The sequence below is a fragment of the Sphingomonas sp. DC1600-2 genome, from assembly GCF_049897605.1.
GTDB lineage: Bacteria > Pseudomonadota > Alphaproteobacteria > Sphingomonadales > Sphingomonadaceae > Sphingomonas.
Window position 1 is genome coordinate 40725 of the sequence record NZ_JAFCWO010000010.1, and the last position, 25281, is coordinate 66005.

At 63.1% G+C, this 25281-nt stretch carries 23 protein-coding genes and 1 tRNA gene; 19 read left to right on the plus strand and 5 right to left on the minus strand.

The annotated features are described in order from the left end of the window. Positions 1-17: 17 nt before the first annotated feature. From argE to ACP7BL_RS15095, 7 genes are all read left to right on the plus strand, one after another. The gene (gene argE / locus ACP7BL_RS15065) at positions 18-1187 is read left to right on the plus strand and encodes an acetylornithine deacetylase (RefSeq protein WP_426258727.1); all 1170 of its coding nucleotides are present in this window, start codon (positions 18-20) and stop codon (positions 1185-1187) included. Positions 1188-1696: 509 nt separating this feature from the next. Next, the gene (locus tag ACP7BL_RS15070) at positions 1697-2977 is read left to right on the plus strand and encodes an EAL domain-containing protein (protein WP_231564793.1); all 1281 of its coding nucleotides are present in this window, start codon (positions 1697-1699) and stop codon (positions 2975-2977) included. A gap of 71 nt (positions 2978-3048) precedes the next feature. Then, complete coding sequence (locus ACP7BL_RS15075) at positions 3049-5502, plus strand: ATP-binding protein (RefSeq protein ID WP_426258728.1); 2454 nt, start codon at positions 3049-3051, stop codon at positions 5500-5502. Between the two features lie 63 nt (positions 5503-5565). Next, positions 5566-5910 (plus strand): response regulator, encoded by a 345-nt coding sequence (locus ACP7BL_RS15080; protein ID WP_426258729.1) that lies wholly within the window; start codon positions 5566-5568, stop codon positions 5908-5910. Beyond that, positions 5882-6499 (plus strand): hypothetical protein, encoded by a 618-nt coding sequence (locus tag ACP7BL_RS15085; protein ID WP_426258730.1) that lies wholly within the window; start codon positions 5882-5884, stop codon positions 6497-6499. Before ACP7BL_RS15080 ends, ACP7BL_RS15085 begins: the two co-directional genes overlap by 29 nt. 38 nt (positions 6500-6537) lie before the next feature. Then, positions 6538-7020 carry a hypothetical protein gene (locus tag ACP7BL_RS15090; protein ID WP_126846210.1) on the plus strand — a complete coding sequence of 161 codons (483 nt, stop codon included), beginning with the start codon at positions 6538-6540 and terminating at the stop codon, positions 7018-7020. 55 nt (positions 7021-7075) lie between these two features. After that, the gene (locus ACP7BL_RS15095; RefSeq protein ID WP_426258731.1) at positions 7076-8377 is read left to right on the plus strand and encodes a hypothetical protein; all 1302 of its coding nucleotides are present in this window, start codon (positions 7076-7078) and stop codon (positions 8375-8377) included. A 35-nt stretch (positions 8378-8412) separates the two neighbouring features. On the opposite strand, the gene ACP7BL_RS15100 is transcribed toward ACP7BL_RS15095, so the two are convergent. Together ACP7BL_RS15100 and ald are read right to left on the minus strand one after the other, a co-directional pair. Beyond that, entirely contained in the window at positions 8413-9786 is a 1374-nt protein-coding gene (locus tag ACP7BL_RS15100) for a S1 family peptidase (protein ID WP_426258732.1), read from the minus strand. 41 nt (positions 9787-9827) lie between these two features. Further along, the gene (gene ald, locus ACP7BL_RS15105; RefSeq protein WP_033962942.1) at positions 9828-10934 is read right to left on the minus strand and encodes an alanine dehydrogenase; all 1107 of its coding nucleotides are present in this window, start codon (positions 10932-10934) and stop codon (positions 9828-9830) included. Between the two features lie 127 nt (positions 10935-11061). Between ald and ACP7BL_RS15110 the strand changes: the two genes are divergently transcribed. From ACP7BL_RS15110 to trxB, 6 genes are all read left to right on the plus strand, one after another. Continuing rightward, a complete protein-coding gene (locus ACP7BL_RS15110; protein ID WP_033962939.1) occupies positions 11062-11502 on the plus strand; it encodes an Lrp/AsnC family transcriptional regulator in 441 nt (146 codons plus the stop codon). Between the two features lie 134 nt (positions 11503-11636). Next, positions 11637-13571, plus strand: a complete 1935-nt coding sequence (locus tag ACP7BL_RS15115; protein ID WP_033962934.1) for a potassium transporter Kup — start codon at positions 11637-11639, stop codon at positions 13569-13571. Then, complete coding sequence (locus ACP7BL_RS15120) at positions 13568-14077, plus strand: 2'-5' RNA ligase family protein (protein WP_033962932.1); 510 nt, start codon at positions 13568-13570, stop codon at positions 14075-14077. Before ACP7BL_RS15115 ends, ACP7BL_RS15120 begins: the two co-directional genes overlap by 4 nt. A 57-nt stretch (positions 14078-14134) precedes the next feature. Beyond that, positions 14135-14211 (plus strand) — tRNA-Met (locus ACP7BL_RS15125). A 110-nt stretch (positions 14212-14321) separates the two neighbouring features. Then, the gene (locus tag ACP7BL_RS15130; RefSeq protein ID WP_126846214.1) at positions 14322-14702 is read left to right on the plus strand and encodes a VOC family protein; all 381 of its coding nucleotides are present in this window, start codon (positions 14322-14324) and stop codon (positions 14700-14702) included. A gap of 103 nt (positions 14703-14805) precedes the next feature. Continuing rightward, positions 14806-15774 carry a thioredoxin-disulfide reductase gene (gene trxB / locus ACP7BL_RS15135; RefSeq protein ID WP_426258733.1) on the plus strand — a complete coding sequence of 323 codons (969 nt, stop codon included), beginning with the start codon at positions 14806-14808 and terminating at the stop codon, positions 15772-15774. A gap of 10 nt (positions 15775-15784) precedes the next feature. Here trxB and ACP7BL_RS15140 read toward each other — a convergent pair whose 3' ends face one another. The 3 genes from ACP7BL_RS15140 to ACP7BL_RS15150 are packed head-to-tail and all read right to left on the minus strand — an operon-like array spanning position 15785 to position 17592. Beyond that, a complete protein-coding gene (locus tag ACP7BL_RS15140) occupies positions 15785-16579 on the minus strand; it encodes a hydrolase 1, exosortase A system-associated (protein WP_033962929.1) in 795 nt (264 codons plus the stop codon). Next, a complete protein-coding gene (locus tag ACP7BL_RS15145; RefSeq protein WP_171010449.1) occupies positions 16567-17262 on the minus strand; it encodes a hypothetical protein in 696 nt (231 codons plus the stop codon). The genes ACP7BL_RS15140 and ACP7BL_RS15145 overlap by 13 nt, the downstream gene beginning before the upstream one ends. Positions 17263-17319: 57 nt before the next feature. Further along, on the minus strand, positions 17320-17592 hold the full coding sequence (locus tag ACP7BL_RS15150; RefSeq protein ID WP_033962926.1) for an acyl carrier protein: 273 nt from the start codon (positions 17590-17592) through the stop codon (positions 17320-17322). A gap of 115 nt (positions 17593-17707) precedes the next feature. Between ACP7BL_RS15150 and ACP7BL_RS15155 the strand changes: the two genes are divergently transcribed. The 6 genes from ACP7BL_RS15155 (at position 17708) to ACP7BL_RS15180 (ending at position 25178) form a co-directional block, all read left to right on the plus strand. Further along, on the plus strand, positions 17708-19207 hold the full coding sequence (locus ACP7BL_RS15155) for an acyl-CoA ligase (AMP-forming), exosortase A system-associated (protein ID WP_426258734.1): 1500 nt from the start codon (positions 17708-17710) through the stop codon (positions 19205-19207). Next, positions 19204-20436: a pyridoxal-dependent decarboxylase, exosortase A system-associated gene (locus tag ACP7BL_RS15160; protein ID WP_426258735.1), complete on the plus strand. Its 1233-nt coding sequence runs from the start codon at positions 19204-19206 to the stop codon at positions 20434-20436. Before ACP7BL_RS15155 ends, ACP7BL_RS15160 begins: the two co-directional genes overlap by 4 nt. A gap of 105 nt (positions 20437-20541) precedes the next feature. Continuing rightward, positions 20542-21186, plus strand: a complete 645-nt coding sequence (locus tag ACP7BL_RS15165; RefSeq protein WP_126846222.1) for an XrtA/PEP-CTERM system exopolysaccharide export protein — start codon at positions 20542-20544, stop codon at positions 21184-21186. 10 nt (positions 21187-21196) lie between these two features. After that, positions 21197-22711, plus strand: coding sequence for an XrtA system polysaccharide chain length determinant (locus ACP7BL_RS15170; RefSeq protein ID WP_426258736.1), 1515 nt, complete (start codon positions 21197-21199; stop codon positions 22709-22711). Next, positions 22708-23661: an AAA family ATPase gene (locus tag ACP7BL_RS15175; protein ID WP_426258737.1), complete on the plus strand. Its 954-nt coding sequence runs from the start codon at positions 22708-22710 to the stop codon at positions 23659-23661. The genes ACP7BL_RS15170 and ACP7BL_RS15175 overlap by 4 nt, the downstream gene beginning before the upstream one ends. Next, positions 23658-25178: a hypothetical protein gene (locus tag ACP7BL_RS15180; RefSeq protein WP_426258738.1), complete on the plus strand. Its 1521-nt coding sequence runs from the start codon at positions 23658-23660 to the stop codon at positions 25176-25178. Before ACP7BL_RS15175 ends, ACP7BL_RS15180 begins: the two co-directional genes overlap by 4 nt. Positions 25179-25281 lie beyond the last annotated feature (103 nt).

Genomic DNA, 25281 nt, shown 5'->3' on the forward strand with positions numbered 1-25281 from the left:
CGCCTAAGGTGCGTGATATGACCACGAGCGATGACCTGAAAAGCGCCGGTTTGCGGCATCTGGAAGCGCTGATCGGTTTCGACACGACCTCGCGTGATTCGAATCTTGCGCTGATCGGGTATGTTGAGAATGTCCTTCGCCGTCACGGCGTGCCCAGCCGACGCGTCTCAAATGCCGACCAGACCAAGGCCAATCTCTATGCGACGATTGGCCCGGCGGTGGCGGGTGGCGTGGTGCTCTCCGGCCATACCGACGTCGTCCCTGTCGACGGACAGGCATGGACCAGCGATCCGTTCATACTGACCCAGCGCGGTGAGCGGCTTTACGGTCGCGGGACGTGCGACATGAAGGCTTTCCTTGCGCTTGCGCTGGCGGTGGTGCCACGCTTCGCCAACGGAAATGTAGCGCGGCCGTTGCATCTGGCCTTCTCTTACGACGAAGAAGTTGGGTGCCTGGGTGCCCCGTCGATGATTCGCGAACTCGTCTCCGAGTTGCCCGCACCGCTTGCCGTGATTGTGGGCGAGCCGACCAATATGGAGGTGGTCAGCGGTCACAAAGGTATTTCGACCTGGCGAGTGACGGTGAAGGGGCATGAAGCGCATTCCAGCCTGACGCACCTTGGCGTGTCGGCCAACATGGTTGCGGTGGGGCTCATGGCGCAACTGCGGGACCTGGCAGAGTCGCTCGAACGACATGACAACCCCGCATCGCTCTATCACCCGCCGCACGCGACCCTTACGATCGGGCTGATGCAGGGCGGGACGGCGGTCAATATCCTCGCCCGCGAATGCAGCTTTGTGTTCGATCTGCGCACACCGCCGGGGCAGGATCCGGACACGATCATGGCACCTTTTCTGGAGGCATGCGCACGGGAGGACGGTGCGTTGCGCGCGCGCTTCGCGGATGCGGGTGTGTCGGTCGTGCGGCGGTCCGCAACGCCCTCCTTCGCGCCCGAGGCGGAAGGGGCCGCGGAAACGCTCGCGCGACGCCTGGCTGGCGACAATGGGCCGGCGCGAGCTGTACCGTACGCGGCCGAAGCCGGCCAATTTCAAGGTGCGGGATTTTCTACGGTGATTTGTGGCCCGGGCTCAATCGAGCAAGCGCACCAGCCGGACGAATATCTGGAGGTGGCGCAATTTGAACGGGGTGCGGCGTTCATGGCACGGCTGGTTGAGGCGATGTCGTAGCGACCAACCTGCAACGATGTTCCAGCGTTGTCATTTATTTTTGCGGTTTGTCTCGAACGGTTCGCACCGCGCACATGCATTCCCGAATCGGGACACATTGCGGACATCGCGGCCAGCGCACATTGCGATGGCGTTTCAGGCAATCTTTGCAAAAATATCGACCCGATACTGAGTTAACCTACTCAAATATCGAACGGATCAATCCCGCATCGGGTCGACGGAACGATTTACCAGGGGCGGCTGCCCTCGCCGTAAACCACATCAAGGATGAAGCTCAACATCACATTTTCTCCCTTACACACCCAGTTGGGTGCTTCGGGTTATTAATTGAATCTTAACGATAATGCAATCGCGTTTCCGCGAAGGGTGCGACGGAAGCGGGACGTTTAACGGTTCGTTTATTGCTCACGTTTACCTCGAAATCCATGGTGCGTGCCGTGCAACCCCCTTATCCGCCGCGTCGCCCTCCGGGGCGGCGAAAAAGTGCGTCAGACGCACCTGGTGGCCTCGTGCAATCGGGCATCGACATCGCCCCCCGCGGCGATCCTTCAAACACGTGGCAAATCGTGTGCCTCGTCGAGATCGCGAACTTCTCCGCCCTTCGTCGTAAGTTCGGGCGTGTGGGGGCGGATAGTCTCGCCCTGGATCTCGAGCGTCGGATCGCGGCGGTTCTACCCGATAGCTCGACCATGATCGTCAGCCGCACGTCTATCGAGGTGTCGCTCGAGCGCGCAAGTTTCGCTGCTCTCGGGGTTGCAGTGGACGTTTTGCGGGGTGTTGCGGAGATCCCGCTCGATTTGGATGGGGAGGCGCACGCCCTTCAAATCGAGATTGGGGGGGCGGCAGCGCCGCTCGCGACGATCGAAACCGTGCGGTTGATCGAAGAGGCCGAAGGCGCGCTGGAAGACGCGCGTTCGACGCATCAGCCCGTGCTGCGCGATCTATCGGTGTGTACCCCGACCTTCGACCGGCAGACCCTGACGCGCGAGATGCCGGCGGCGATCGCGAATGGCGAGATGTTCTTGCAATATCAGCCAAAAGTGCATGTGCGCGAGCAACGGATCTCCAGCGCGGAAGCGCTGGTGCGTTGGCAGCACCCCAATCGTGGCCTGATTCTCCCAGGGGATTTCATCACCGTTGCGGAGCAGGCGCAGCAAATTTCCGCGCTCACCCTTTGGACGCTCGACGAAGTGATCCGGGATCAAAAAGTCCTGGCGGCAGATGGACACGATCTGACGATATTCATCAATATTTCGGGTCAGCTTCTCAGCGACAAACATTTTGTAGAAGCGGCATGCGCTAAGACTCACAATTGTGGGGCAAAAATCGGTTTTGAAATTACCGAAACGGCTGTGATCCGCGATCCCGAATGCGCGATCTCCAATCTTCAGATTTTTGCAGATCGCGGTATCGTCATTGCGATCGACGATTACGGTGCCGGCTTGTCCTCGCTTGCCTATCTCAAGCAGCTCCCTGCACGCGAACTCAAGATCGACAAGATGTTCGTGCTTCAGCTGACCAGCAGCAATCGTGACCCGCTGATCGTACGCTCCACCATCGATCTCGCCCATGCTCTGGATATGGAGGTGACGGCGGAGGGCGTGGAGACCCAGGCAGCGATGGCGCTGCTTTCGGTCATGGGGTGTGACATGGTGCAGGGATATTTGATCAGCCGCCCGATATCGATCGATGCCTTTCGGTGTTTCCTGCACGAATATCGCGCGCGCCCCGCAGAGGATGACCGGCAATCGATGTTTAAGCGGCCTGCTACGTTTTGGAAAAGCGCTTAAGAACGCGATTTTCGGTCAGTTAGTGCGAATTTAAGGACTGTTCTGACAGTAAGGGTGCGATGAGGCACCTTATGTTCCGTTTGATCCTGGCGCTATCCCTGATGGCGGTCGGCGCGTGGGAGCTCGATCGGCCGGCCGTTGCGCAGAGCTTGGCGCAATGGGATGTCCGCTACGACGCGCTGGTGGCGGATGCCAAGGCACAAATGTTCGGCGACCCGTTGATCGCGATTGAACGCGCGAGAGCGGCGGAGGGCGTCGCGTCGCGTCTCGCGATGGCGCGGCGCAATACGGCCGTGGCGACCGCGCAATGGCTTCAGGGCGAAGCATATCTGCGCCTGAACGACACAGCGCGGGCGGAGCCGCTCATCGAACGCGCGATTTCACTTGTCGCGAAACCCGCTTCGCCAACAAAACTCTATGGCGATCTATTGCTGTCGCGTGGCGGCTTGAGGTTGGCAAAAGCAGATGTCGCGGGGGCTCTGTCGGCGTATCAACAGGCGCATAACATCTTTCGAGATATTGGCGACGCGCGCAGCCGCGCTATCGCCATCGTCAGTATCGGTTTTCTCTACCAGGAGGCCGGTGACTTTAAAACGGCTCTACGATATTTTGATCAGTCGGCCGATATATATCACGGAGACCAGCGGCTTCTATTTTCAATTTATACGAACCGCGGCATTTGCTTGATGGATTTCAATAAAATTATCCAGGCGCAAACTGCCTTTCGAAAGGCGCTGGCGCTGGCGCACGATTTGAAAATGCCGGCACTGGAGGCGAGTACGCTTCGGAATATCGCGCGGGCGCAATTGTTCGCGGGTCAGCGCGCGGCCGCCGAGCACAGCATCGCGCTTGGGTTACAAGCCGATCGCGGAACGGATGCCGCAACCTCCCGCAATCATTTCCTGGTGTTATCGGCTTGGGCAGCGCGATTGCGCGGTAACCTTGCCGAGGCCCAACGTCTGATTGAGCGGGCTTTTGTCAACGTCGATGGGAACACTTCGACGCTCGACCTGCGCGAGGGCCATCTGGTCGCATACGACATTTACAAAAAGACCCACAATCAAGCTCAGGCGTTGGTCCATCTGGAAGCTCTGAAAGAAGTCGACGATAAAACCTCCAAGCTCGCCGCGTCTGCCAATACCGCGCTCGCCGCTGCCCGGTTCGATTTTGCGAACCAGGAACTGAAAATTGAGAAGCTGAAGCGCGCGCAGTTGCTGCGCAACATCGAAGATGCCCGAAACCGCGCACGCACCCAGCAAACCATCTTTGGCGGGCTCGCCGTGGCGACCGTCATCATCGTGTCGATGCTTGCCTTTGGCTTGGTCACGATCCGTCGCAGCCGCAACGAAGTCCGAGCTGCAAACGTCGATTTGGCAAAAACCAACGAAGCGCTTGGCCGGGCATTGGCCGCCAAGACGGAGTTCCTTGCGACGACCAGTCATGAAATTCGCACGCCGCTCAACGGGATCCTGGGCATGACTCAGGTTATGCTGGCCGATCGCGGCCTGGAGGAACACCTGCGCGACCGGATCGGCGTGGTTCACAGTGCCGGCGTGACGATGCGGGCGCTGGTGGATGACATTCTCGATGTCGCGAAGATGGAGACGGGCAACCTTACGATCGAACATGTGCCCTTTGACCTCAAGGGCATGTTGCGCGACGTTTCGCGGCTTTGGGAAGAGCAGGCGCGGGGGAAGGGGCTGGATTTTGTTCTCGATCTCCAATCTTGCCCCGAGTTCATCGAAGGCGATCCGGCAAGGATGCGGCAAATTGCCTTCAATCTGCTCTCTAACGCCCTGAAATTTACCGAGAGCGGCCAGATCACCGTCCGCGCCGCCGCCGAGGGGACGACCCTCCGGATCGGTGTCAGCGACACGGGGATCGGTATCCCAGCGGAGAAAATTGGCATTATCTTCGAATCGTTTCGTCAAGTCGATGCCGGCACGACGCGCAAATATGGCGGTACCGGGCTTGGGTTGACCATCTGTCAGAACCTCGCCCGTGCAATGGGCGGCGATGTGACCGTGGAGAGCGTGCCGGGTGCAGGTACGACGTTCACGCTTTCGCTGCCATTGGCGCTGGCAGCGGCTCCGACGATCGAGACGGCCTCGGCCGCTGCCACGCCAGAAGCGTTGCTGATCCTCGATCGCAATCCGATCTCGCGCAGTATGTTGCGCGCAGTCCTGGAAGCGCGCGCGGGCACGGTGCTGTTTGCAGCAAGCGTGGAGGAAGCGGTCGCCCGGATCGCGCAAGGCGGGGTCACCCGTGTTCTGATCGACGATGCGACGGTGCAGGCGGAGAGCGATGTCGACCTGGGCCTGGCAGCGCTGGGGGCGACCGGGGCGGTCACGACGTTGCTATGGCGCGCGCCGGATATCGAAGATTGCACACGCTTTGCGTCGGCGGGTATTGACCGCGTCATTGCCAAGCCTATCGCGGGTGCGGCGCTGGCGGCCGCGATGTTTGGAAATGCCGCGCCATCGGACGTTTCCGCATCGGAGGTGCTTGTAACGCAAGCGGCATGAAACGATAGAGATGCACACCATGGCGTATTTTTACTCTCGTGATTCCGTAGTGGAGTGCTCCCGGTGAACATTCTGTTCATCGAAGATGACCCGATGAATCGGCGCGTCGTGAAGGACATGCTCGATGTCGCTGGTGCGACGATGACCGGTGCGGAGAGCGGAGAAATTGGACTGGCGCTGATCGAGGCGCAGGATTTCGAGATCGTCCTGCTCGATCGCGTATTCTTCGAACGGCTGATTGTCCGGACGAGGGAAGGGGTTCCGACATGGATAATTCGCCCGATGCCTCTGTTACTGGTCGACGGGTCGCGTTCTTCGCGGTTCCGCAGCGTGAAGGCTGCGGGCGCTCGGCGGTCGAGTGGCGATTTGGGGAAGCGCGGTGGCGATAGAGCTGAATTTCGTCAATAACTCCAACGATGCGAACAAGTCCGCCGTTGTTCTCTTCCAGAAGAACCTTGCGAGCATGGCGGACGACGCGCCGATCGCCTGGAAGGTGATTGCGGACTGTGCGCCGGGCCGAACACATCGTTTTATTTTCCCCCCTGCCATAGAAGTCGTCGCAACCGATGAAGCCGGGGTGCCGGCCGGTCCGGTGTCGGGCTGGGACGCGCAATATTTTGTGGTCGGCCACAATAGCTCCGACTGTGCGGTTGCGCTCGGGGCTGCGGAAGCCGCACCTGGCGAAGTTCATGTTCGCAACGCGTTACCGTATGCCCGTATTACCGCCAATGTCTTACGCGATGGCCGACTGCTCGCCATCAAGGCAGGCGTTCAGCCGCAGCAGATGGCGGTCTTCCAGCTCAAGCCGTCGCTGTGGGTGGGTACGGCGTCGGCGGTTTCGGAAGGGCAAGCGATCGATCCGCAAGTGCTTTCCACCGTTAAAACTGAACTGTCCTTGCTCGGCTTGGCCAGCGCGGACATTGTGATGAGCGGCGGCGGCGGCGATGCCACTTCCACCCCGTTTCGCTTTTCCCTGCAAAACGTCGTCATGGCTTAAGTGGCGATGCAGGATCCTCGGGCGGAAAGGGATTGTCGTTGCTTCGCAACATGACCCGCTTCTGGACCGCCAACGACGGTCGCCTCGTATTCGAAATCATTTTCGACCGTGCGTGGCGCGCGGGGGATCTCGATCCGCCCGCTGTCGCGATTGTGCGATGTGCCTCGTCGCTCGACGAGCGCCACGAGGTCGCGATTTACGAAGATCGGCCAAGCTGGTTCGCCGTCGACTTCTCATCGGGCTACCATGTTCACGGCACGCTGCGGCAAATGGGGGACGTTTTGATCGAGGGGACGCCGTGTCTCACGATTTTTGCCGACATCCATTATCGGCAGCCAGGGCACGAACACCTGTTCCATTTTGACGGCGGCATGGTCGCCTGCCCAAGTGCTGCGCTGAATGAGCAGGGTACGCGTCACCGGCGGTATCCGGGGGAAGGTCGACCGGCATTCGCAGACTCACGTCGCGGAGACGCCAAAACAGTGTCTTCTGCCAAAAATCCGCGGTTCCAATCCATATGACAATATACGTCGAAGTACGTTGGTAGATTTAATGATGTGATTTTGGGTATTTCAAATGCATTATAGTGATATTCAATTTGTGTCGTACGTTACGAATACGGTTCGATCCGATCCCGGCGAGGACGATTTTCAGAATATAGCCTTGGATGGCACTTCTCTCGATGTTGAGGCGCGATGCGCGTTGATGGCGCGTGCTATGGAAACCGCGCGTGAGGCGCTGGCTGCGACGTCCTCGACGTGCGCGGGACCGGTGCTCAAAGTCTTCATGGCACCTGAATGTTTCTTCTACAGCCCGCGGCAGGCCTATCGAACGGACGATGTCCAGCGCACGATCGCGCGGTTGCAAGCGATAGCCGCGGGCGGTGAGTGGTCCGACTGGATTTTCAGCTTCGGCACGATCGTCGGCACCTCCGCGCCAACGGTCAACGGCGCGCCAGGTGCATTCTATAATTTCGCCTTGATCCAGGAAGGGGGCGGTGCCGGTGCCGGGCCGGCTGGCGCTCGTATCCTGGCAAAACCGCTGATCCGCCGCACGGAAGCGGACGTGGGCGATCACCATGCAGGCGGGGAGGCGACCAAAGGACTGCCGAAAGGGCCGCGAGAGCAGCAGCTCTCTGTTTATGACGGAGCCGGAATTTTCACAATGCGGGGGCTGACTTGGGCGGCGGACGTCTGTCAGGACGCGTCGCGTGGCCTGGTGGTTCGTGCGCCGCAATTGCCGGGGGAGCCGCAGGTTCAGATTCAGTTGCATCCTTCGGCGGGGTCGAGGGTTTCGCCGGATGGGATTGTCGCGGTCCCGGGCGGATTCGTGTTCAATGTCGACGGGGCAGGGCAAGACACGGTATTGCGGCAGGTGGGCACCCCGGATCCGATCGCGCCATGCGTACGTGTCGGGGTCTCCGACGATGTTCTGGCGCTGTCGGCGGAGACGATAGCGGTCGATCGTCTCTATCCGCAGGGGCCGGGCGAGATCGTTATTTTCGATCCGCAGCCGCTTCCGCCAGCGACCGATGTTCAAGGCATGCGGCAGAGCCTGCTGTGGCGCGCAAGCGACAGTTATCAGTTTGTTTTCGATCTAATCTATGACGAATATGGCCGCTTCTCGACCATACTGGTCGCGCCTCGTCGCCTGCCGATCGATATGTTCCATGGGAACAGCTATTTTCTGCCGCTCGATATCGTGACCTGCGACCCTCTCGATCAGCAGGTCGAGATCACCATGTACCTCGGCGGCGGTCGCGATGGCTATGATTTCGCGCTGTGGTGCAAGATCGCGGTCCCGGGATTTGTGTTCGAGGGGGTAGCGTTTCAGTTCGGTCTGGATTGGGCCGGTCCCGCACCGCAGACCATCTGGTGACGATGGGGGCCGCCCCGCCGGTTCGTGAATCGGCGTTATCGCTCGCCCGCCGGGTCGTAGCCGCCAGGTATTGTGCCAGCGGGGCTGCTGACGGGGCCGTCGGGAGCCGGTAGCGGTTGGATCAGGGGTGGCACCTTCAGCAATTGCCAGCCCGGCGGTAGATAGTCGACCGACATATAGAAATAGAAGACGCAAGAGCCGTCGCCGCGATAGCTCGCGCCCTTCAGCACGCCGAGCGCGGTGGTGCCGCTGAATACGGGCGATCCGCTATCGCCGCCCTTGCAGGTCGGGCCGGCGACGGTGACCCAGGTCGGAAGGCACGCCCCGCCGCACAGATCCCCCGCCGGGGCGAAGTCGGTCAGTTGCACCAACGCGCAGCTATAGCCCGTGCGTTCCCCGCGGTGGCAGACGAAATCGCCCGCGCGCGTGCTGGCGCGCCCGCGCTCGCCGGTAACAGGGCGAAGACGGGTGCGCGCCGTATCGGCATAGAAGGTCGGGGGTAGCGGCGCGTCGGCGGCATTGATCTGCACGTCGCGATAGCCCCAGCCCCATTGGCCGACAAAGGGCAGCGGTGTCGAACCCGCCTGCGGATCGCGATAGACCAGGTCGTCGACGCAGTGCGCGGCGGTGGTGACACCGTAGCGGATGCCGTCGGTAACCGTGAAACCCGTCGTACAGAGATACCGCCGCCCATCGGCCGGGCTGACGCCCTCGACTCGCGAGCCGCCTTCGGGCGCGAGATTGACATCGACATGGTTGAGCACGCGGACCTGAACCGGCACCCCCGCAATCGCTTCCAGTCGGGTCTTGAGCGCGGCGGTGCCTGCAGGTGCGTCGGCGCTGCCGATCAGGATCGCGAGTTCGCCCGTGCGCGGATCGAGTCCCATGCCCGGCGGCGTCCGCAGCGCGGCGCGCAACGCCGCTTGATGGTTGGTCATCGCCCAGATGACCTGCTCGCGGGTGACGCGTGCGCCGGTGCGAAAGACGATCGGCAGCGTGATGCCGCCCGCAATGATGCTCTGCGCGGGAACCGGTGTCGCGCCGGTCAGCGAGACCAGGATGCGATACGCCGGGCGGTGTTCGATCGCGATGCCGGCCAATCGGTCGCGATAGTGCTCGGCGATCGCGTCGGTTACGGGGATGCTTGCATTTTGCGCGGTGAGACGTGCGATCGCTTCGGGTTGGGATACGCCGAACTGCCGCGCATATTCGGCAGCATCCTCGGCCATCGCCTCCGCCTCGGTCTCGAGCCGCGCCGTGACGGCGAGCGGTGCTGGCGGGGCCGCGACAGTCGGCACCGCGACGGGCTGCACGGCCCGATCGGCAGGACCGGGGGCGGGGGGAACGGCTTGCGCGCGGGCCTCGATCGGTGACAGGATCAGCGCGGCGGCAAGGAAAAGGATACGCACCAAAGCGCGATACCAGCTTTGCCCGGCCGCCGCGAGCGGTCTCAGTGTGTCCAGGCTTCGAACGGCAAGGCGAGCGCTTCGGCGACCGCCTGATGGCGGATTTTGCCGCCGGACACGTTCAGACCATTGGCGAGGTGCGGGTCGGCCGCCATCGCCGCTTCCGCTCCGTGCGCGGCGAGCTTCAGCACGAACGGCAGCGTGGCATTGTTGAGCGCGAAGGCCGAGGTGCGTGCGACCGCGCCCGGCATGTTGGCGACGCAATAATGGATGACGCCGTCGACTTCGAACACCGGGTTTTCATGCGTGGTGGCATGGCTGGTTTCGAAGCAACCGCCCTGGTCGATCGCGATGTCGACCATCACCGCGCCGCGCTTCATCGTCTTGACCATGTCGCGCGTCACCAGCTTGGGCGCTGCAGCCCCGGGCACCAGCACCGCGCCGATCACCAGATGTGCGTTCTTCACCGCTGCCGCGATCGCCGCCTTGCTGGCGTAAGCGGTCTTGATCTGGCTGCCGAAGAACATATCGAGCTCGGCCAAGCGTGCGTTCGATATGTCGTAGATGGTGACGTCGGCGCGCATGCCGACCGCCATTTGCGCGGCGTTGACGCCCGACACACCGCCGCCGAGAATCGCTACCTTGGCCGGGGCCACACCCGGCACGCCGCCGAGCAGGATGCCGCGACCGCCTTGTTCCTTTTCGAGATAATGCGCGCCGACTTGCACCGCCATGCGCCCGGCCACTTCGGACATCGGCTTGAGCAGCGGGAGCGACCGATCGTTGGCGGTGACCGTCTCATAGGCGATGCAGGTCGCACCCGAGCGCATCAGCCCTTCGGCCTGCGGCTTGTCGGCGGCGAGATGGAGGTAGGTGAACAGCAAATGGCGCGGCTCCAGCAACGCGATTTCGCTCGGCTGCGGTTCCTTGACCTTCACGATCATGTCCGACTGCGCGAAAACGCTGGCGGCGTCGGGCAGGATCGTCGCGCCCGCCGCGACATAGTCGGCATCGCTGAAATCGATGCCGAGGCCCGCGCCGGTCTGCACCGCTACGCTGTGGCCCGCGGCAACAAGCTCGGCCACCGATGGTGGGGTCAGGCCGACACGATACTCATGATTCTTGATTTCCTTGGGTACGCCGATCCGCATCTATCTTCTCCTTGTTGGGGGCAGTGTACAGGAGGCGTGGCGTAATGTGCTTGCAAAGATCGCGCGTTCGGCTGCGGAAATGCAATGCTGTTGCGAAGCAGCGCATTTGTACACAATATGATCCCATATGGACAGTATTGACCGCAACATCGTCGCGCAGCTCGGCCTGGAATCGGGCCTCACCAGTGAGGAGCTAGGCGCAAGAGTCGGCCTGTCGCCATCCGCCGCGCACCGCCGGGTGAAGGCGCTGGAGCAGCACGGGATGATTCTTGGCTATCGCGCGCGGCTGTCGCGCGCGGCGCGGGGCAACCCCTCGACGGTGTTTGTGTCGGTTACGCTCACCGATCAGCGGCAGGCGACGATGCTGGCGTTCGAACAGGCGCTCGCGCAGACCACCCAAGTCGGCGAAGCCCATCTGATGAGCGGCGAATCGGACTATTTGCTCAAGGTGCTGGTGCGTGAAGACGACAGCTACGAGCGAATCCACCGCGAAGTGCTCTCGACCCTGCCCGGCGTGCATCGGCTGGTGACACAGTTCACCATTCGTACATTGGCGAGCGAGGAATGATGTACGTTTGGCCGTGGCGCGTGCCGTTGCGGGGGGCGGGGACGCGTGCTATTGCGCCGCACCATTGGGGCGTTTGAACAAGTGCCGTCATCCATGATTTCTCGATATGACATCCGGGCAAGAACAGCCTTCGCGTGAGCACTGATCAGGCCAGCGCGGGCAATTTGCCTGCTGCACCCGACTCGGTTGACGTCGGGCTTCACCCACACGGCAGAGACGGCGTCGCCAAGCTTGCGCTTGGTGCGATCGGCATCGTGTTCGGCGATATCGGCACCAGCCCGATCTACGCCTTCCGCGAGACGTTTTCCGGCCATCACAAGCTCGCGCTCGATACTGTCCACATCATGGGGGTGGTCAGCCTGATCTTCTGGTCGATGATGATCGTGGTGACCTTCAAATATGTCACCGTCATCATGCGTGCCGACAATAAAGGGGAGGGCGGCAGCCTGGCCCTGCTGGCGCTGGTCAACGGCCGCACCAAGAACAAGCGCTGGTCGCGCGGGATCGTGCTGCTTGGTGTGTTCGCCACGGCGCTGTTCTACGGCGATTCGATGATTACCCCGGCCGTGTCGGTGTTGTCGGCGATCGAGGGCGTCGCGATCGCGTCGCCTGGGCTCGGCAAGTTGGTGCTGCCGCTGGCAATGGCGATCATCATCGGTCTGTTCTCGATCCAGCGCAGCGGAACCGCGCGCGTTGGGCTGTTTTTCGGGCCCATCATGCTGCTATATTTCGCGGTGATCGCGACGCTTGGTCTCATCAGCATCGCGCATACCCCGCAAATCCTGTGGGCGTTCTCGCCGCATTACGCGCTGGAATTCTTCGCGCTCGATCCGGCGCGCGCCTTTTTGGCGCTGGGCTCGGTGGTGCTGGCGGTGACGGGCGCGGAAGCGCTCTACGCCGATATGGGGCATTTCGGCCGCAACCCGATCCGGGTGTCGTGGCTGTTTGTCGTGCTGCCGGCGCTGATGTTGAATTATATGGGCCAGGGTGCGTTGCTGTCGCGCATGGGGACGGCGGCGTTGGAAAGTCCGTTCTATCTGCTCGCGTCCGAGCATTTGCGGCTGCCGCTGGTGGCGCTGGCGACGGCGGCGGCGGTGATTGCGTCGCAAGCGGTGATTTCGGGCGCGTTTTCGGTGACGCAGCAAGCAATCCAGCTCGGCTTTGTGCCGCGCTTGCGGATCGAGCATACCAGCGCCGCGACCGCGGGGCAGATCTACATTCCGCTGGTCAACTGGCTGCTGGGCGTGATGGTCCTGCTGCTCGTCATTTTCTTCCGCACCTCGTCCAACCTCACCTCGGCTTATGGCATCGCGGTTACGGGCGCGATGTTGATCGACACCTGCCTACTGACGGTGGTGCTGTTCCGCCTGTGGAATTGGCCGGTTTATTATTCGGTTCCACTGCTTTCGCTGTTCTTCATCGTCGACGGTGCCTATTTTACCGCCAACCTGACCAAGGTGCCGTCGGGCGGCTGGTTCCCGCTGCTGGTCGGCTTCATCATTTTCACCATCCTGACGACCTGGTCGAAGGGGCGGCAATTGATGATCGACCGGATGCGCGAATCGGCAATGCCGATCAAGATTTTCATCCAGTCCGCCGCCACCTCGGCCACGCGCGTGCCGGGCACGGCGGTGTTTATGACCGCCTCGCCCGAGGGCGTGCCGCACGCGTTGCTGCACAACCTCAAACACAACAAGGTGCTGCACGAGCGGATCATCCTGCTCACCGTCAAGATCGCGGACGTGCCCTATATCGCCGAGGGCGAGCGCTGCTCGCTGGAGGATCTGGGCGCGGGCTTTCATCGCATGATCCTGCGCTATGGTTTTATCGATGAGCCCGACGTGCCGCTGGCGCTTGCCAATGTGCATCGTTGCGGCGCTGATTTCCGGATGATCGACACCAGCTTCTTCCTGGCGCGGCAGAGCCTGTTGCCGTCGTCGCATCCGGGGATGATGATCTGGCGTGAAAAGCTGTTCGCATGGATGCTCCGCAATGCCGAGAGCGCGATGGAGTTCTTCCGCTTGCCGACCAATCGCGTAGTCGAGCTGGGCAGCCAGCTCGAGATTTGAGCCAGGTCGCGCCCATTATCGTCACCGCGCTGTTCGGGCGCAGCGATGCGGCGTGGTTCGACGATTTGCGGACGCGCCATTTTCCGCCCGAACGCAATCAGCTGTCGGCGCATCTGACGATGTTCCATCATCTTGCGCCAAGCCTAGAGCGCGAGCTGAAGCAGCGTTTGGCAGGAGAAACGCGGCAGGTGGCGGCCCCGGATGCGCGAATCGCCGGCGTGATGTCGCTCGGCGGTGGGGTGGCCTTCCGAATCGACTGTCCGTCGCTGGAGGATATCCGCGATCGCCTGGCCGATGCCTTTGCTCCGGTGCTGACGCCGCAGGACCGCGCGCCGTGGCGTCCGCATGTGACCGTGCAGAACAAGGTCGACCCGCCCGTCGCCAAGGCCTTGCAGGCCGAATTGTCGCGCGATTTCCGTCCGCGGCCCGTTCGAATCGCGGGGTTGGCGGCATGGTGGTATCGTGGTGGCCCGTGGGAAATGCTGTCGCGCCATATGTTCGCTTGACCGCTTCGCCGCGCATTCCTATAGCCCGCGCCTCGCGAGTGATTAGCGCCTGCGCATGGCGAAGTAGCTCAGTTGGTTAGAGCACGGGAATCATAATCCTGGGGTCGGGGGTTCAAGTCCCTCCTTCGCTACCACTCGCGACCTATTCCGCCTCGATCGATGATTTCCCAACCGGAACGAATGCGCTAGCTGCAGCCGTGACGCCGCCGATCAAGCGCGGCGCAGCCTGGGAAAGGGAGCAGCTATGTTTAGCCACATCATGATCGGATCGAATGATCTCGAGGCATCGCGTAAATTCTACGATGCCACGCTCGGCGCACTGGGTGCGCGGGCGGGTTCCGACAATCACGGTCGTATTTTCTATATGCACAATGGCGGGATTTTGCTGGTCACCAAGCCGATCAACGGCGAACCTGCATGCCACGCCAATGGCGGCACGATCGGGTTCGCGGCATCCTCGCCGGAGCAGGCCGACGCGTGGCATGCGGCGGGCGTCGCCGCCGGTGGTACGCCGATCGAGGACGATCCGGGTATCCGCGAAAACGGTGGGATGAAGCTCTATCTCGCATATCTGCGGGATCCCGCAGGCAACAAGGTCTGCGCGATGTATCGCTACGCTGCCTGATGTTGGCGGTGACGGGCCTCTTGCGCACCGTTATCGATCCACCATGTTGCCAGTCGGCCCGTCGCTGCCCTAGAGGCGGCGGGCCGACAGGACGAAAGCGACCATGACCACCCACAAGACGCGCATGTTGATTCTGGGCTCCGGCCCGGCCGGCCTTTCCGCTGCCATTTATGGCGCGCGGGCCGGCATGAAGCCGATTCTCGTGCAGGGCATACAGCCCGGCGGCCAGTTGATGACCACCACTGATGTGGAAAATTACCCCGGCTTCGCCGACGTCATCCAGGGGCCCTGGCTGATGGAGCAGATGCAGAAGCAGGCCGAGCATGTCGGCACGACCCTGATGTACGACACCGTGGTGGAGGTCGATTTCAGCCAGCGTCCGTTCCGCCTGATCGGCGATAGCGGTGACATTTACGAAGGCGATGTGCTCATTATCGCGACGGGCGCACAGGCCAAGTGGCTTGGGCTGGACAGCGAAGACGCGCTGAAAGGCAAGGGCGTCAGCGCGTGCGCGACGTGCGACGGCTTCTTCTATCGCGGCAAGAAGGTTGCGGTGATCGGCGGTGGAAACACTGCGGTCGAGGAAGCGCTGTACCTCACCAACCATTCGCCCGACGTGACGCTAATCCATCGTCGCGATTCATTCCGCGCCGAGAAGATTCTTCAGGAGCGGCTGTTCGCGCACAAGGGCATCACGGTCCTGTGGAACAAGGAAGTCGCCGAATTCGTCGACGGTGGCGGCACTGCCGGGCTCGTCGCGCTGGAACTGATCGACACCGTGACGGGCGAGCGGTCGCGTCTGGAGACCGAGGGCGGGTTCGTCGCGATCGGCCATCATCCGGCGACCGAATTGTTCCGCGGGCATTTGAAGCTGGATGCCGATCATTACATCTGGGTCGAGACGGGCTCGACGCGCACCAGCGTGCCCGGCGTGTTCGCCTGCGGCGACGTTATGGACAAAGTGTACCGGCAGGCGGTCACGGCGGCTGGCACGGGCTGCATGGCGGCGCTGGACGCCGAGCGCTTCCTTGCCGAGGCCGAGTTCGAAATGGTGGCAGAGGCGGCGGAGTAAGGCTCTCCGCTCAGGCCGTTTTGGCCGGGCGGGACAGCGCCGCGACGATCTGCTGCTCCAGCCACTCCGCGTCGTGGGGGTGGGCGAAGCTGTGGCTGGCGGTCTCACAGACGTGGATCGACAGCGGCAGTTTGCTGGCGCGGGCGGCTTCGGCAAAGGCAAGCGCGGTGTTGTCGTGGCGCGCGAGGAGGATCGTGGTGCAACCACGCCATGCGGCAAGCGCGCCGAACAGCTCCATTGCGAGTGGGTTGGCAACCTTGGTTTGATTGCGAGCAATTTTCCTCAAGCCATTGAATAAGTATCGAAGATTTACGCCTCCGCGAGCCAGTCGGACCCACTCCCGCGGATTTTTGAGCTTGGTCGCATAGTGAGCGCGGATCGCCGCGGCAGGAGGAAGGGCGTCGTTCTGTTCGATCAGCCACGGATTGGCGAGGATCAGCGCATCGATCCCCGCTGACGCCCCGAATAGCGCGAGCGCGGTGGCCGCATCGCAATTGCCGAAGGCCACCAACCGTTCGACTCCGGTTGCCGCGCGGAAGGCGGTGGCGGCGCTGGCGATGTCGAGGCCCGAGGTGCGGAATCCGTTATTGTCGCCGGTCGAGTCGCCAATGCCGCGCCGGTCGAAGCGGAACACCGGCACCCCGCGCGCGGCGAGTCGCTGCGCGAGCAACGCCATGCCACGATGCGCGCCGATGCGGATTTCATTGCCACCCGATACAATGAGCAGCCCGGTCTCGCCCGTCGCGGTGTCGAGCGTGCCAACCAGCGTTTCGCCCGCGCATGCGAAGGCCGTTACCGTTCGCATGCGGCGATCCAGTCGGCGATGTCGTCGGCAAGCAACTGGGCGAGGGGCAAATCGTTACCTGGCTCCGCGCGTCGCCACAGCGGTGTGCCGGGAACATGGCGGTCGGCAGCCGCAGGATCGGTGTCGAGCCGGACAGTGCGTACTATGCCGCCGTCTTCGGATGTCCACGGAGTAGAGCGCGAAAGGTCGGTCAGCAGTGCGGTGGAGATCAGGTTGCCGGCGATTTCGACCGGAGGGGCCGGCTGGTCGTCGGGTGCTTTCGGGTCGAAATACCAGTCCGTCTCCGCCAGCTTGATATGCGGCTGCGACGCCTGCTTGATCCGCTTCAGGTCGCGCATCAGGCTGGGGCCGTTCTGCGGCGCGAAATGCCAGCGTCCGTCGAGCAAGGCCAGCTTGTCGAGCAGCGCACCACTGCGCAGTGCCACGCCATAACATCGACGATCGGCATTCCACGCGTCTTTGATCGCGCAATCGAATCCGTCGGCAATGTCGAGAATGCTGCAGCGTTCCAGCGGCAGCAGGCTCTCCCCCTGGCCGGGAAGATCGGGGAGCATCGCCGCCAACCCGCGCGCCGCCAATGCGCGGCAGATAGCGACCGCAAAGGCGCGCAGCCGATTGGCTTCCTCGAACAGCGGCAAGGCAATCGCGACGATTGGCCCGTTGTCAGGCCCGAAGCGCAGCATGGCCTCGCGGCCGCCGCTTGCCTGATACGAATCGATCAAGCGGCGCTCATCGGCTGGCTATCGCCGGATCTTGGCGGCGACGAACCGGACCAGTGCGCCGAAACTCTCCAGCATTTCGCCATCGACTTCGTCATCCTCGATCAGGATCCCGAGCCGCTCCTCGATTTCGGTCAACAGCCCGGCGACCGCCATCGAATCCAGCTCGGGCATTGCGCCGAACAGGGGCGTGTCGGCGTTCAGCGTTGCCGTGCGAGCCTCGCTCAGGCCCAGCACGTCGCGCAAGGTTGCGCGGAGCGTGGCGTCGATACGATCATAGTCTTCAGAAATCACTGCGCGCCCCAATTTGTGGGTTATGGTGCGTTGCGATAGTGACTGGGGGGCAAGATGCCAAGTGTGCCCCGCCGCCAGCCTCTTCACAGCCCGGCGGTGGCGGCTATCAAGGGGCATGATCGCGCTCGACCCCTTCCCATATCCAATCGATACGTTGCCGTTGCGGGGCAGCGCGGGCGACCCAGCGCTTGTCGACCGACAGGGAACTCTGGATTTCGCCGGGCTGGAGCGGCTTGTCGGTCAAGTCGCGGCGTGGCTGGCGGGTCAGGGATATGCGCCGGGAGCGCGCGTGGCGAGCTGGTTGCCCAAGACGCGGTTTGCCTGCGTGCTGCCGATGGCGGCCCCGCGCGCGGGGCTGGTGCATGTGCCGATCAACCCGATGCTCAAGCGCGCGCAGGTCGCGCATATTCTGGCGGATAGCGGCGCGGTCGCGCTGGTGACCCAGATCGGGCGGAGCGCGACACTGGAACAGGATGATATTTCAGAGAATTGCGAGGTTATTCTCGAAGAAAATGTAAGTCTCGATGCGGTACTATCGGCCAGCAACGGCGATCCGGACACACTGGCGGCGATCCTTTATACCTCGGGATCGACCGGGCGGCCGAAGGGCGTGATGCTTAGCCACGCCAATCTGTGGTTGGGCGCGATCAGCGTCGCGCAGTATCTGAAGCTGGCCCCTGCCGACCGCGTGCTCGGCGTGCTGCCGCTCAGTTTCGATTATGGACAGAACCAGCTCTTTTCGACCTGGGCGGCGGGTGCGAGCTACGTGCCGCTCGACTATCTGGTCGCCAAAGACGTCGTGAAGGCAGTCGATCGCTTTGCACCCACGACACTGGCAGGGGTTCCGCCTTTGTGGGTGCAATTGCTGGAGATTGAGTGGCCACAAAGCACGGCAAATCATTTGAAACGTTTGACGAATTCTGGCGGCGCGTTGACCGCTCCGCTCGTCCACGGGTTGCGCGCGCGCTTTCCGCAGGCGGACCTGTATCCAATGTACGGGCTGACCGAGGCGTTTCGCTCCACCTATTTATCGCCCGAATTGGTGGACGCGCATCCCGATTCGATCGGGCGGGCGATCCCTTTTGCCGAGATCATGGTCGTGCGGCCTGATGGCAGCCCGGCGGCGGGGGGGGAGCCGGGCGAGCTCGTCCATGCCGGGCCACTCGTCGCGCAAGGGTATTGGCACGATGCCCAGCGGACCGCCGAGCGCTTCCGTCCCGCACCCGCATGGGCGCAATCGGGCGGGCTGGCGGTCTGGTCGGGCGATACGGTGGTGCGCGATGAAGACGGCCTGCTTCGCTTCGTCGGACGCGAGGACGAGATGATCAAAAGCGCGGGCAACCGCATCAGCCCGACCGAAATCGAGGAAGCGGTGGTGGCGGGCGGCGAAACGGCGGAGGCGGTGGCGCTGGGCGTGCCGGATGCACGGCTTGGGCAGGCGATCGTCGTAGTCGCGCGTGGAGACGGCACGCACGAGGCCGCCCTGCGCGCGCGGCTGCGGCGCGATTTGCCGAGTTTCCAGCAGCCGACACGCTATGAATGGCGCGCCGAGCTGCCACGCAATGCGAATGGCAAACTCGACCGCGCGGCGCTGAAAGCGGAGATGACGTCATGAAGCCGATGGGCACGATTCCGCGGGATTTCCAGGTCAATCCGCTGCAGATTGGCGGACGGGATGCGGCGCATTGGGTTGCTGTCGCCGGAGACACGCCGCTGTTCGTGTACGACATGGCGGTGGTGCGGGACCGCATTGCGTGGTTTCGCGCGGCCTTTTCCTCGGTCGACCTGCATTATGCGATCAAGGCCAATCCCTTCGCCCCGCTGCTTGCCGCGATGGCACCGTTGGTCGATGGCCTCGATGTCGCCTCGGGAGGGGAGTTGGCGCTGGCGCTGCCGGTGAAGCCGGGCGCACGCATCAGCTTCGCAGGACCGGGCAAGCGTGATGACGAACTGGTATTCGCGATCCGCTCCGGCGTGACGATCAATCTCGAATCTGCGGGCGAAGCGGCGCGCGCGCTGGCGATTGGCGAACGGCACGGGCTTACGCCGCGACTCGCGATCCGGGTGAACCCGGAGCTCGAATTGCGGGGGTCGGGAATGCGGATGGGCGGGCGCGCCTCGCCTTTCGGTATCGACGCCGACCGCGCCGCCGCCGTGGCTAGGCACGTGATCGATGCCGGGGCGGACTGGCGGGGTTTCCACATCTTCGCCGGATCGCAGGCGCTCGATCCGCAGGCGATCATCGAAACGCAGGCCGAAACGCTGGCGCTGGCGGGTAGACTGGCCGACGCGGTGGGCGTGATGCCACCGCTGGTCAATCTCGGCGGCGGCTTTGGCATTCCCTATTTCCCGGGCGAAGTGCCGCTGGAGGTTGGGATCATCGGAAACGCCCTTGCCGAGGGGCTGGAAAACCGTGCGCCAGGCCTGAAAGACACCCGTTTTGCGATCGAACTGGGCCGCTGGCTGGTTGGCGAAGCGGGCGTGTATCTGACACGCGTTGTCGACCGTAAGGAGAGCCGAGGCGAGACCTTCCTCGTCACGGATGGCGGCATGAACCATCAATTGGCGGCATCCGGCAATCTCGGGACGGTGGTAAAGCGCAATTATCCCGTCACCATCGCCACCGCCGCGCCAAATGCGCCGACCGAAACCGTCAGTGTCGTCGGCCCGCTATGCACCCCGCTTGACCGGTTGGCGGACCGCGTCACGCTGCCGGTCGCCGACGTCGGCGATCTGGTCGCAGTGTTCATGGCGGGCGCTTATGGACTGTCGGCCAGCCCGTTTGCGTTTCTTGGGCACACCCCGCCGCACGAGCTGCTGGTGGGCCAAAGCGAGCATTCCTAACGCAATTTTCACCTCTTTCGTCTCATAGCGGCACGATAGCCGTGAACCTGCCACCGCGACGTCAGACGTGACGTTATCGGCAGCACCTCGCGGCGGGAGGTTTGCATGGCGCGGTTTTACAGGTCTTTTCGAGGTTTGCTCGGTGTCGGCGTTGCTGCGTTGACGCTCGGCTCGTGTGCCAGCGGGGGGCGTCCCGAACTGCCCCAGGCGTCGTTCGTCGCCACGCAGGAGCAGCCGGGGGAAGAATATGTCATCGGCCCCCTCGACCAGCTCAGCATCTTCGTATGGCGCAACCCCGAACTGTCGGCAAAGGTCCAGGTGCGGCCCGATGGCCGGATCACTACGCCCCTGATCAGCGACATGCCGGCGGTCGGCAAGACGCCGCGGATGCTCGCCGACGATATGAAGATTGCGCTGGGCGAATATATCAAGGATCCGATCGTCTCGGTCATCGTCGAGAATTTCTCGGGTACGTTCAGCCAGCAAGTGCGGATCGTCGGCGCGACCGCGAAGCCCGCCTCGATCCCGTACCGCGCCAACATGACGCTGCTCGACGCGATGATCTCGGTCGGCGGTCTCAGCGAATATGCGGCGGGTAACCGCGCGAAGCTGGTCCGCTACAATCGCGAAACGGGCAAGCAGGTCGAATATAACATCAAGCTGTCGAGCTTGCTCAAGGATGGCGACAGTCGCGCCAATGTCCGGCTCGAGCCGGGGGATGTGATCATCATCCCGCAGAGCATGTTCTGAGCGCGGACGGATGAACGGCTTGCTCGATGAACTGCGGGTCGCGCTTCACGCGATCTGGATGCGCCGCTGGATCGCACTGGCGGTCGCGTGGGGCATTGCCGTGCTGGGTTGGGCGGTGGTGGCGCAAATCCCGAACAGCTACGAATCTCGGGCGCGAGTGTCGGTGCAGATGAACACGATCCTGCCCAATGCCGTCGGCATTACCCCTGCCGACCAGCAGAAGGACATGGACACGATCCGCCAGACGCTGACCAGCGCAGTCAGTCTGGAGAAGGTCGTGCGCGGCACCGATCTGGCGAACACAGTGAAGACCGATCGCGACGTGGCCGACCGGGTTGCGGGCCTGTCCAAGGCGATCAAGATCACCGCACAGCAGGACAATCTGTTCGAGATCGTGGCGACCGGGGCCAGCCCCAAGGTTACCCGGCAAGTCGTGCAGAAGCTGATCGACCTGTTTGTCGAGCAGAACCTGTCGGGCGATCGCGATGAGACGAGTACGAGCCTGAAATTTCTCGATGCGCAGCTCGAGCAGCGCCAGAAGCAGCTCGCCGATGCCGACGCGAAGCGCGCCGATTTTCAAAATCACTATCTCGGCAGCTTGCCGGGTAGCGGGTCGCTCACCGACCGTATGGGGGCCGCGCGGACAGCGATGGCGCAAGTCGAGAGCGATCTCGCCGCTGCGCAATCGAGTCTGGCGGCGGTGAACGGCCAGATGGCGGGTGTTCCCGCCAGCGTCGCGGGTGCCGCAAGCGCGGCGGGCGTGGGCCCGGCGCGGGCCCGCCTCAATGCGATCCAGGGCCAACTCGCGGATGCGCGCGCGCGGGGCTATACCGAGAATCACCCCGACGTGATCGCGTTGCGTAACCAATTGGCCGCAGCCCAGGCGGCCGCGCGCGGCGAACCGGTCGCGGCCGGTGCTGCTTCCGCTACCAACCCCGCCTATCTTTCTTTGCGCTCGATCCAGGCGGACAAGCAGGCGCAGGTGGCGGCCCTGCTCGCGCGCAAGGCGCAGCTTCAGGGGGATCTGGATGCGATCACCGCGAAGCTTGCGGCCGACCCCGGCGTGGCCGCGCAGCAATCCAAGATCGACAACGATTATCAGGTTCTGAAGGACGGCTACGCCAAGTTGCTGGCCGATCGCGAAGCGATCAAGCTGCGCGGGCAAGCGCAAAGCCAGACCGATTCGATCAAGTTCAGCGTCATCGATCCGCCAACGGCACCGCGTGTGCCGACTGCGCCGAACCGCCCCTTGTTGCTGACCGGCGTGTTGATCGTCGCGCTCGGTGGCGGCGTCGCTGTGGCGTTCGTGCTGGCGCAATTGAAGGCCACCTTTGCCACTGCCGCGCGGCTCGAAAAAGCAACCGGAATGCCGGTGCTCGGCTCGATCGGCGAAATGGTCACCGCCACACAGACCGCCGCTCGTCGCCGGATGCTGCTATATTATGGGGGCGGTGTTGGCGGGCTTGGCGTGGCCTATATCGCGCTGCTGGGCGTGGAAATGCTTCAGCGCGGGTTAGCCGCATGAGCGACCTCACCCCCCGCAAGACTCGCCCGTCGCTGTTGGAGCGGGCCGCTGCGACCTATGATTTCGGAACGGACGCACGCGCGCCCTATCCCTTGCGCGGGATCGATCCTCCATCGGCACCCATCGTTGCTGCGGAGCCGCCCTCCGATCTGCCTCCTGTGCAACCAAAGCCGATGCAAGCGGTCGCTGCACCGCGTCGCCTTGCTGGCGTTGCCGCGATCGACCGTGCTCTGCTGGCGGAACGCGGCTTGCTCGTGCCTGGGGCGGCAATCGGTGCTCTGGCGGAGGAGTTTCGCCTGGTGAAGCGGCAATTGCTGGCGACCGCGCGAACCGTGGGCAAAAGCGATGCCGAGCTTTCGCGCCTGATGCTGGTCAGTTCGGCCAGGCCGAATGACGGCAAAACCTATTGCGCGGTCAATCTCGCGCTTTCGCTGGCGGCGGAGCGCGATCTTGAAGTGCTGCTGATCGACGCGGACTTCGCCAAGCCCGACGTGATGGCGCAATTCGGCCTCGGCGAGCAGGCGGGTTTGCTGGATGCGCTTGCCGATCCGAGCATCGATGTCGAAGCCTGTGTCGTTCGGACGGACATCGCCCATCTGAGCTTGCTGCCCTGTGGTACGCGCACGCCTGCCGATACCGAACTCGTCGCCAGCGCGCGGACGGGTGAACTCATCACGCGACTGCTCACTGCCGATCCCAAGCGCATCCTGATCTTCGATTCGCCCCCGGTTCTCGCCGCGTCGCCGGCCAGCGTGCTGGCGGCTCAGGTCGGGCAGATCATGCTCGTCGTCCGCGCCGACCGCACCGGCGAGAGCGATCTGCGCGAAGCCATCACGCTGCTCGATTCATGCGAGCATATCCAGCTCGTGCTCAACGCCGTGTCGCTGGTGCCCGGCGGACGCCGCTTTGGCGACTATTATGGATATGGCCAACAGGAGGACGCCATATGACGCGCCCGATCTCATCTTTGTCGCCCGCGCTCGGCCTGGCGGCAATCGCCGCACTGGCGACCGCGCCCGCGCACGCTGACGAGCGCAAAAGCTCGATCACACCCTATATCGAAATCGGGCAAGTCGTCACCGCCGACCTCAAGAATGACGATGTGCTGACCTATTCGACGGTCGCCGCAGGGGTCGACGCTTCGGTGCAGACCAAGCGCACCCAGCTCCAGGTGAGCTATCGGTACGAGCGTCGTTTCTCTTACAGCAAGAAGGTTGGCGACGACGATGTGCATAGCGGGCTGGCGCGGGCGAGCGTGCGCGTCGCTCCGGGGGTGACGCTGGAAGGGGGCGCGATCGCCACACGAGTCCGCTCCGACATTCGCGGCGCGGCTCCCGGCAATCTGGCCGGGAATGTCGACAATATCAGCCAGGTCTATTCGGCCTATGTCGGCCCGACGGTCGCCAGCCATGTCGGCCCGGTCGGGGTGGCGGCGAGCTATCGTTTCGGTTTCACCAAGGCCGAAGCACCGGGGACGACCGGCGTTGCCCCCGGCAGCCCGAAGCTCGACGTATTCGATACCTCGCAGAGCCACGTCTTCAACGCGAGCGCCGGGGTCAAGGCAGGGGCGGTGCTGCCGGTCGGCGTCAACGTTTCAGCGGGCTACGAGCGCGATACGGCCGGGCAGCTCGACCAGAAATACGAAAGCAAGGTGGTGCGGGGTGATCTCGTCTTGCCGGTTCTGCCGACGCTCGCAGTGACGGGCGGTGCCGGATACGAAAAGATCACGGTCAGCCAGAAGGATGCCTTGAGGGACGCAAATGGGGTGCCGGTGACCGACAGCCGTGGCCGCTTCCAGACCGACCCCGCATCGCCAGCGCGCATTGCCTATCAGACCGACGGGCTGATCTATGATGCCGGCGTCATCTGGCGGCCAAGTCCGCGCACCACGCTGCAGGCGCGGGCCGGACGGCGCTATGGCGGGATGACCTATACCGGCTCGTTCAGCTATGCCGCTTCGCAGGCGATCGGCATCCAGATCGGCGTGTACGACAGCGTGGACACGTTCGGACGGCAATTGCGCGAGGGAATCTCCAACTTGCCGACCAGCTTCATCGATCAACGCGACGCCTTTGCGCAGCAATTCAGCGGCTGCACCTTTGGCACGAGCAGCGCCGCGGCGGGCGGATGCCTGAATGGCGTGTTCCAGTCGATCTCGACTGCGGCCTATCGGGCGCGCGGTGTCGATGCAGTCATTGCGGCCAAGCGTGGACCGCTCAGCTTCGGGGTTGGCGCAGGTTATGCCCAGCGGCGCTTTTACGCGCCTAGCGGCACCGGCTTCAGCATCGACGGCGTAACCGACGACAGCTATTACGCTCAGGCCTATGTGAGTGCCCCGATCAATCGCAATTCGGGTGTGAGCGGCAATATCTTCGCCAATTATTACGAAAGCGGTATCTCGGCGGCTCCAGGTGTCTTCAGCACCGGGGCGACCGCTTTATACTATCACAATGTAGATTTCCGCTGAGAATTGACCCGGTAGGGGCATAAATTTCCATTGAGAATTGACCCATGTTTGAACCCGCCCCTGGCTGACCAGTCTGGGGTATCGGGAGTGATCGACATGGATT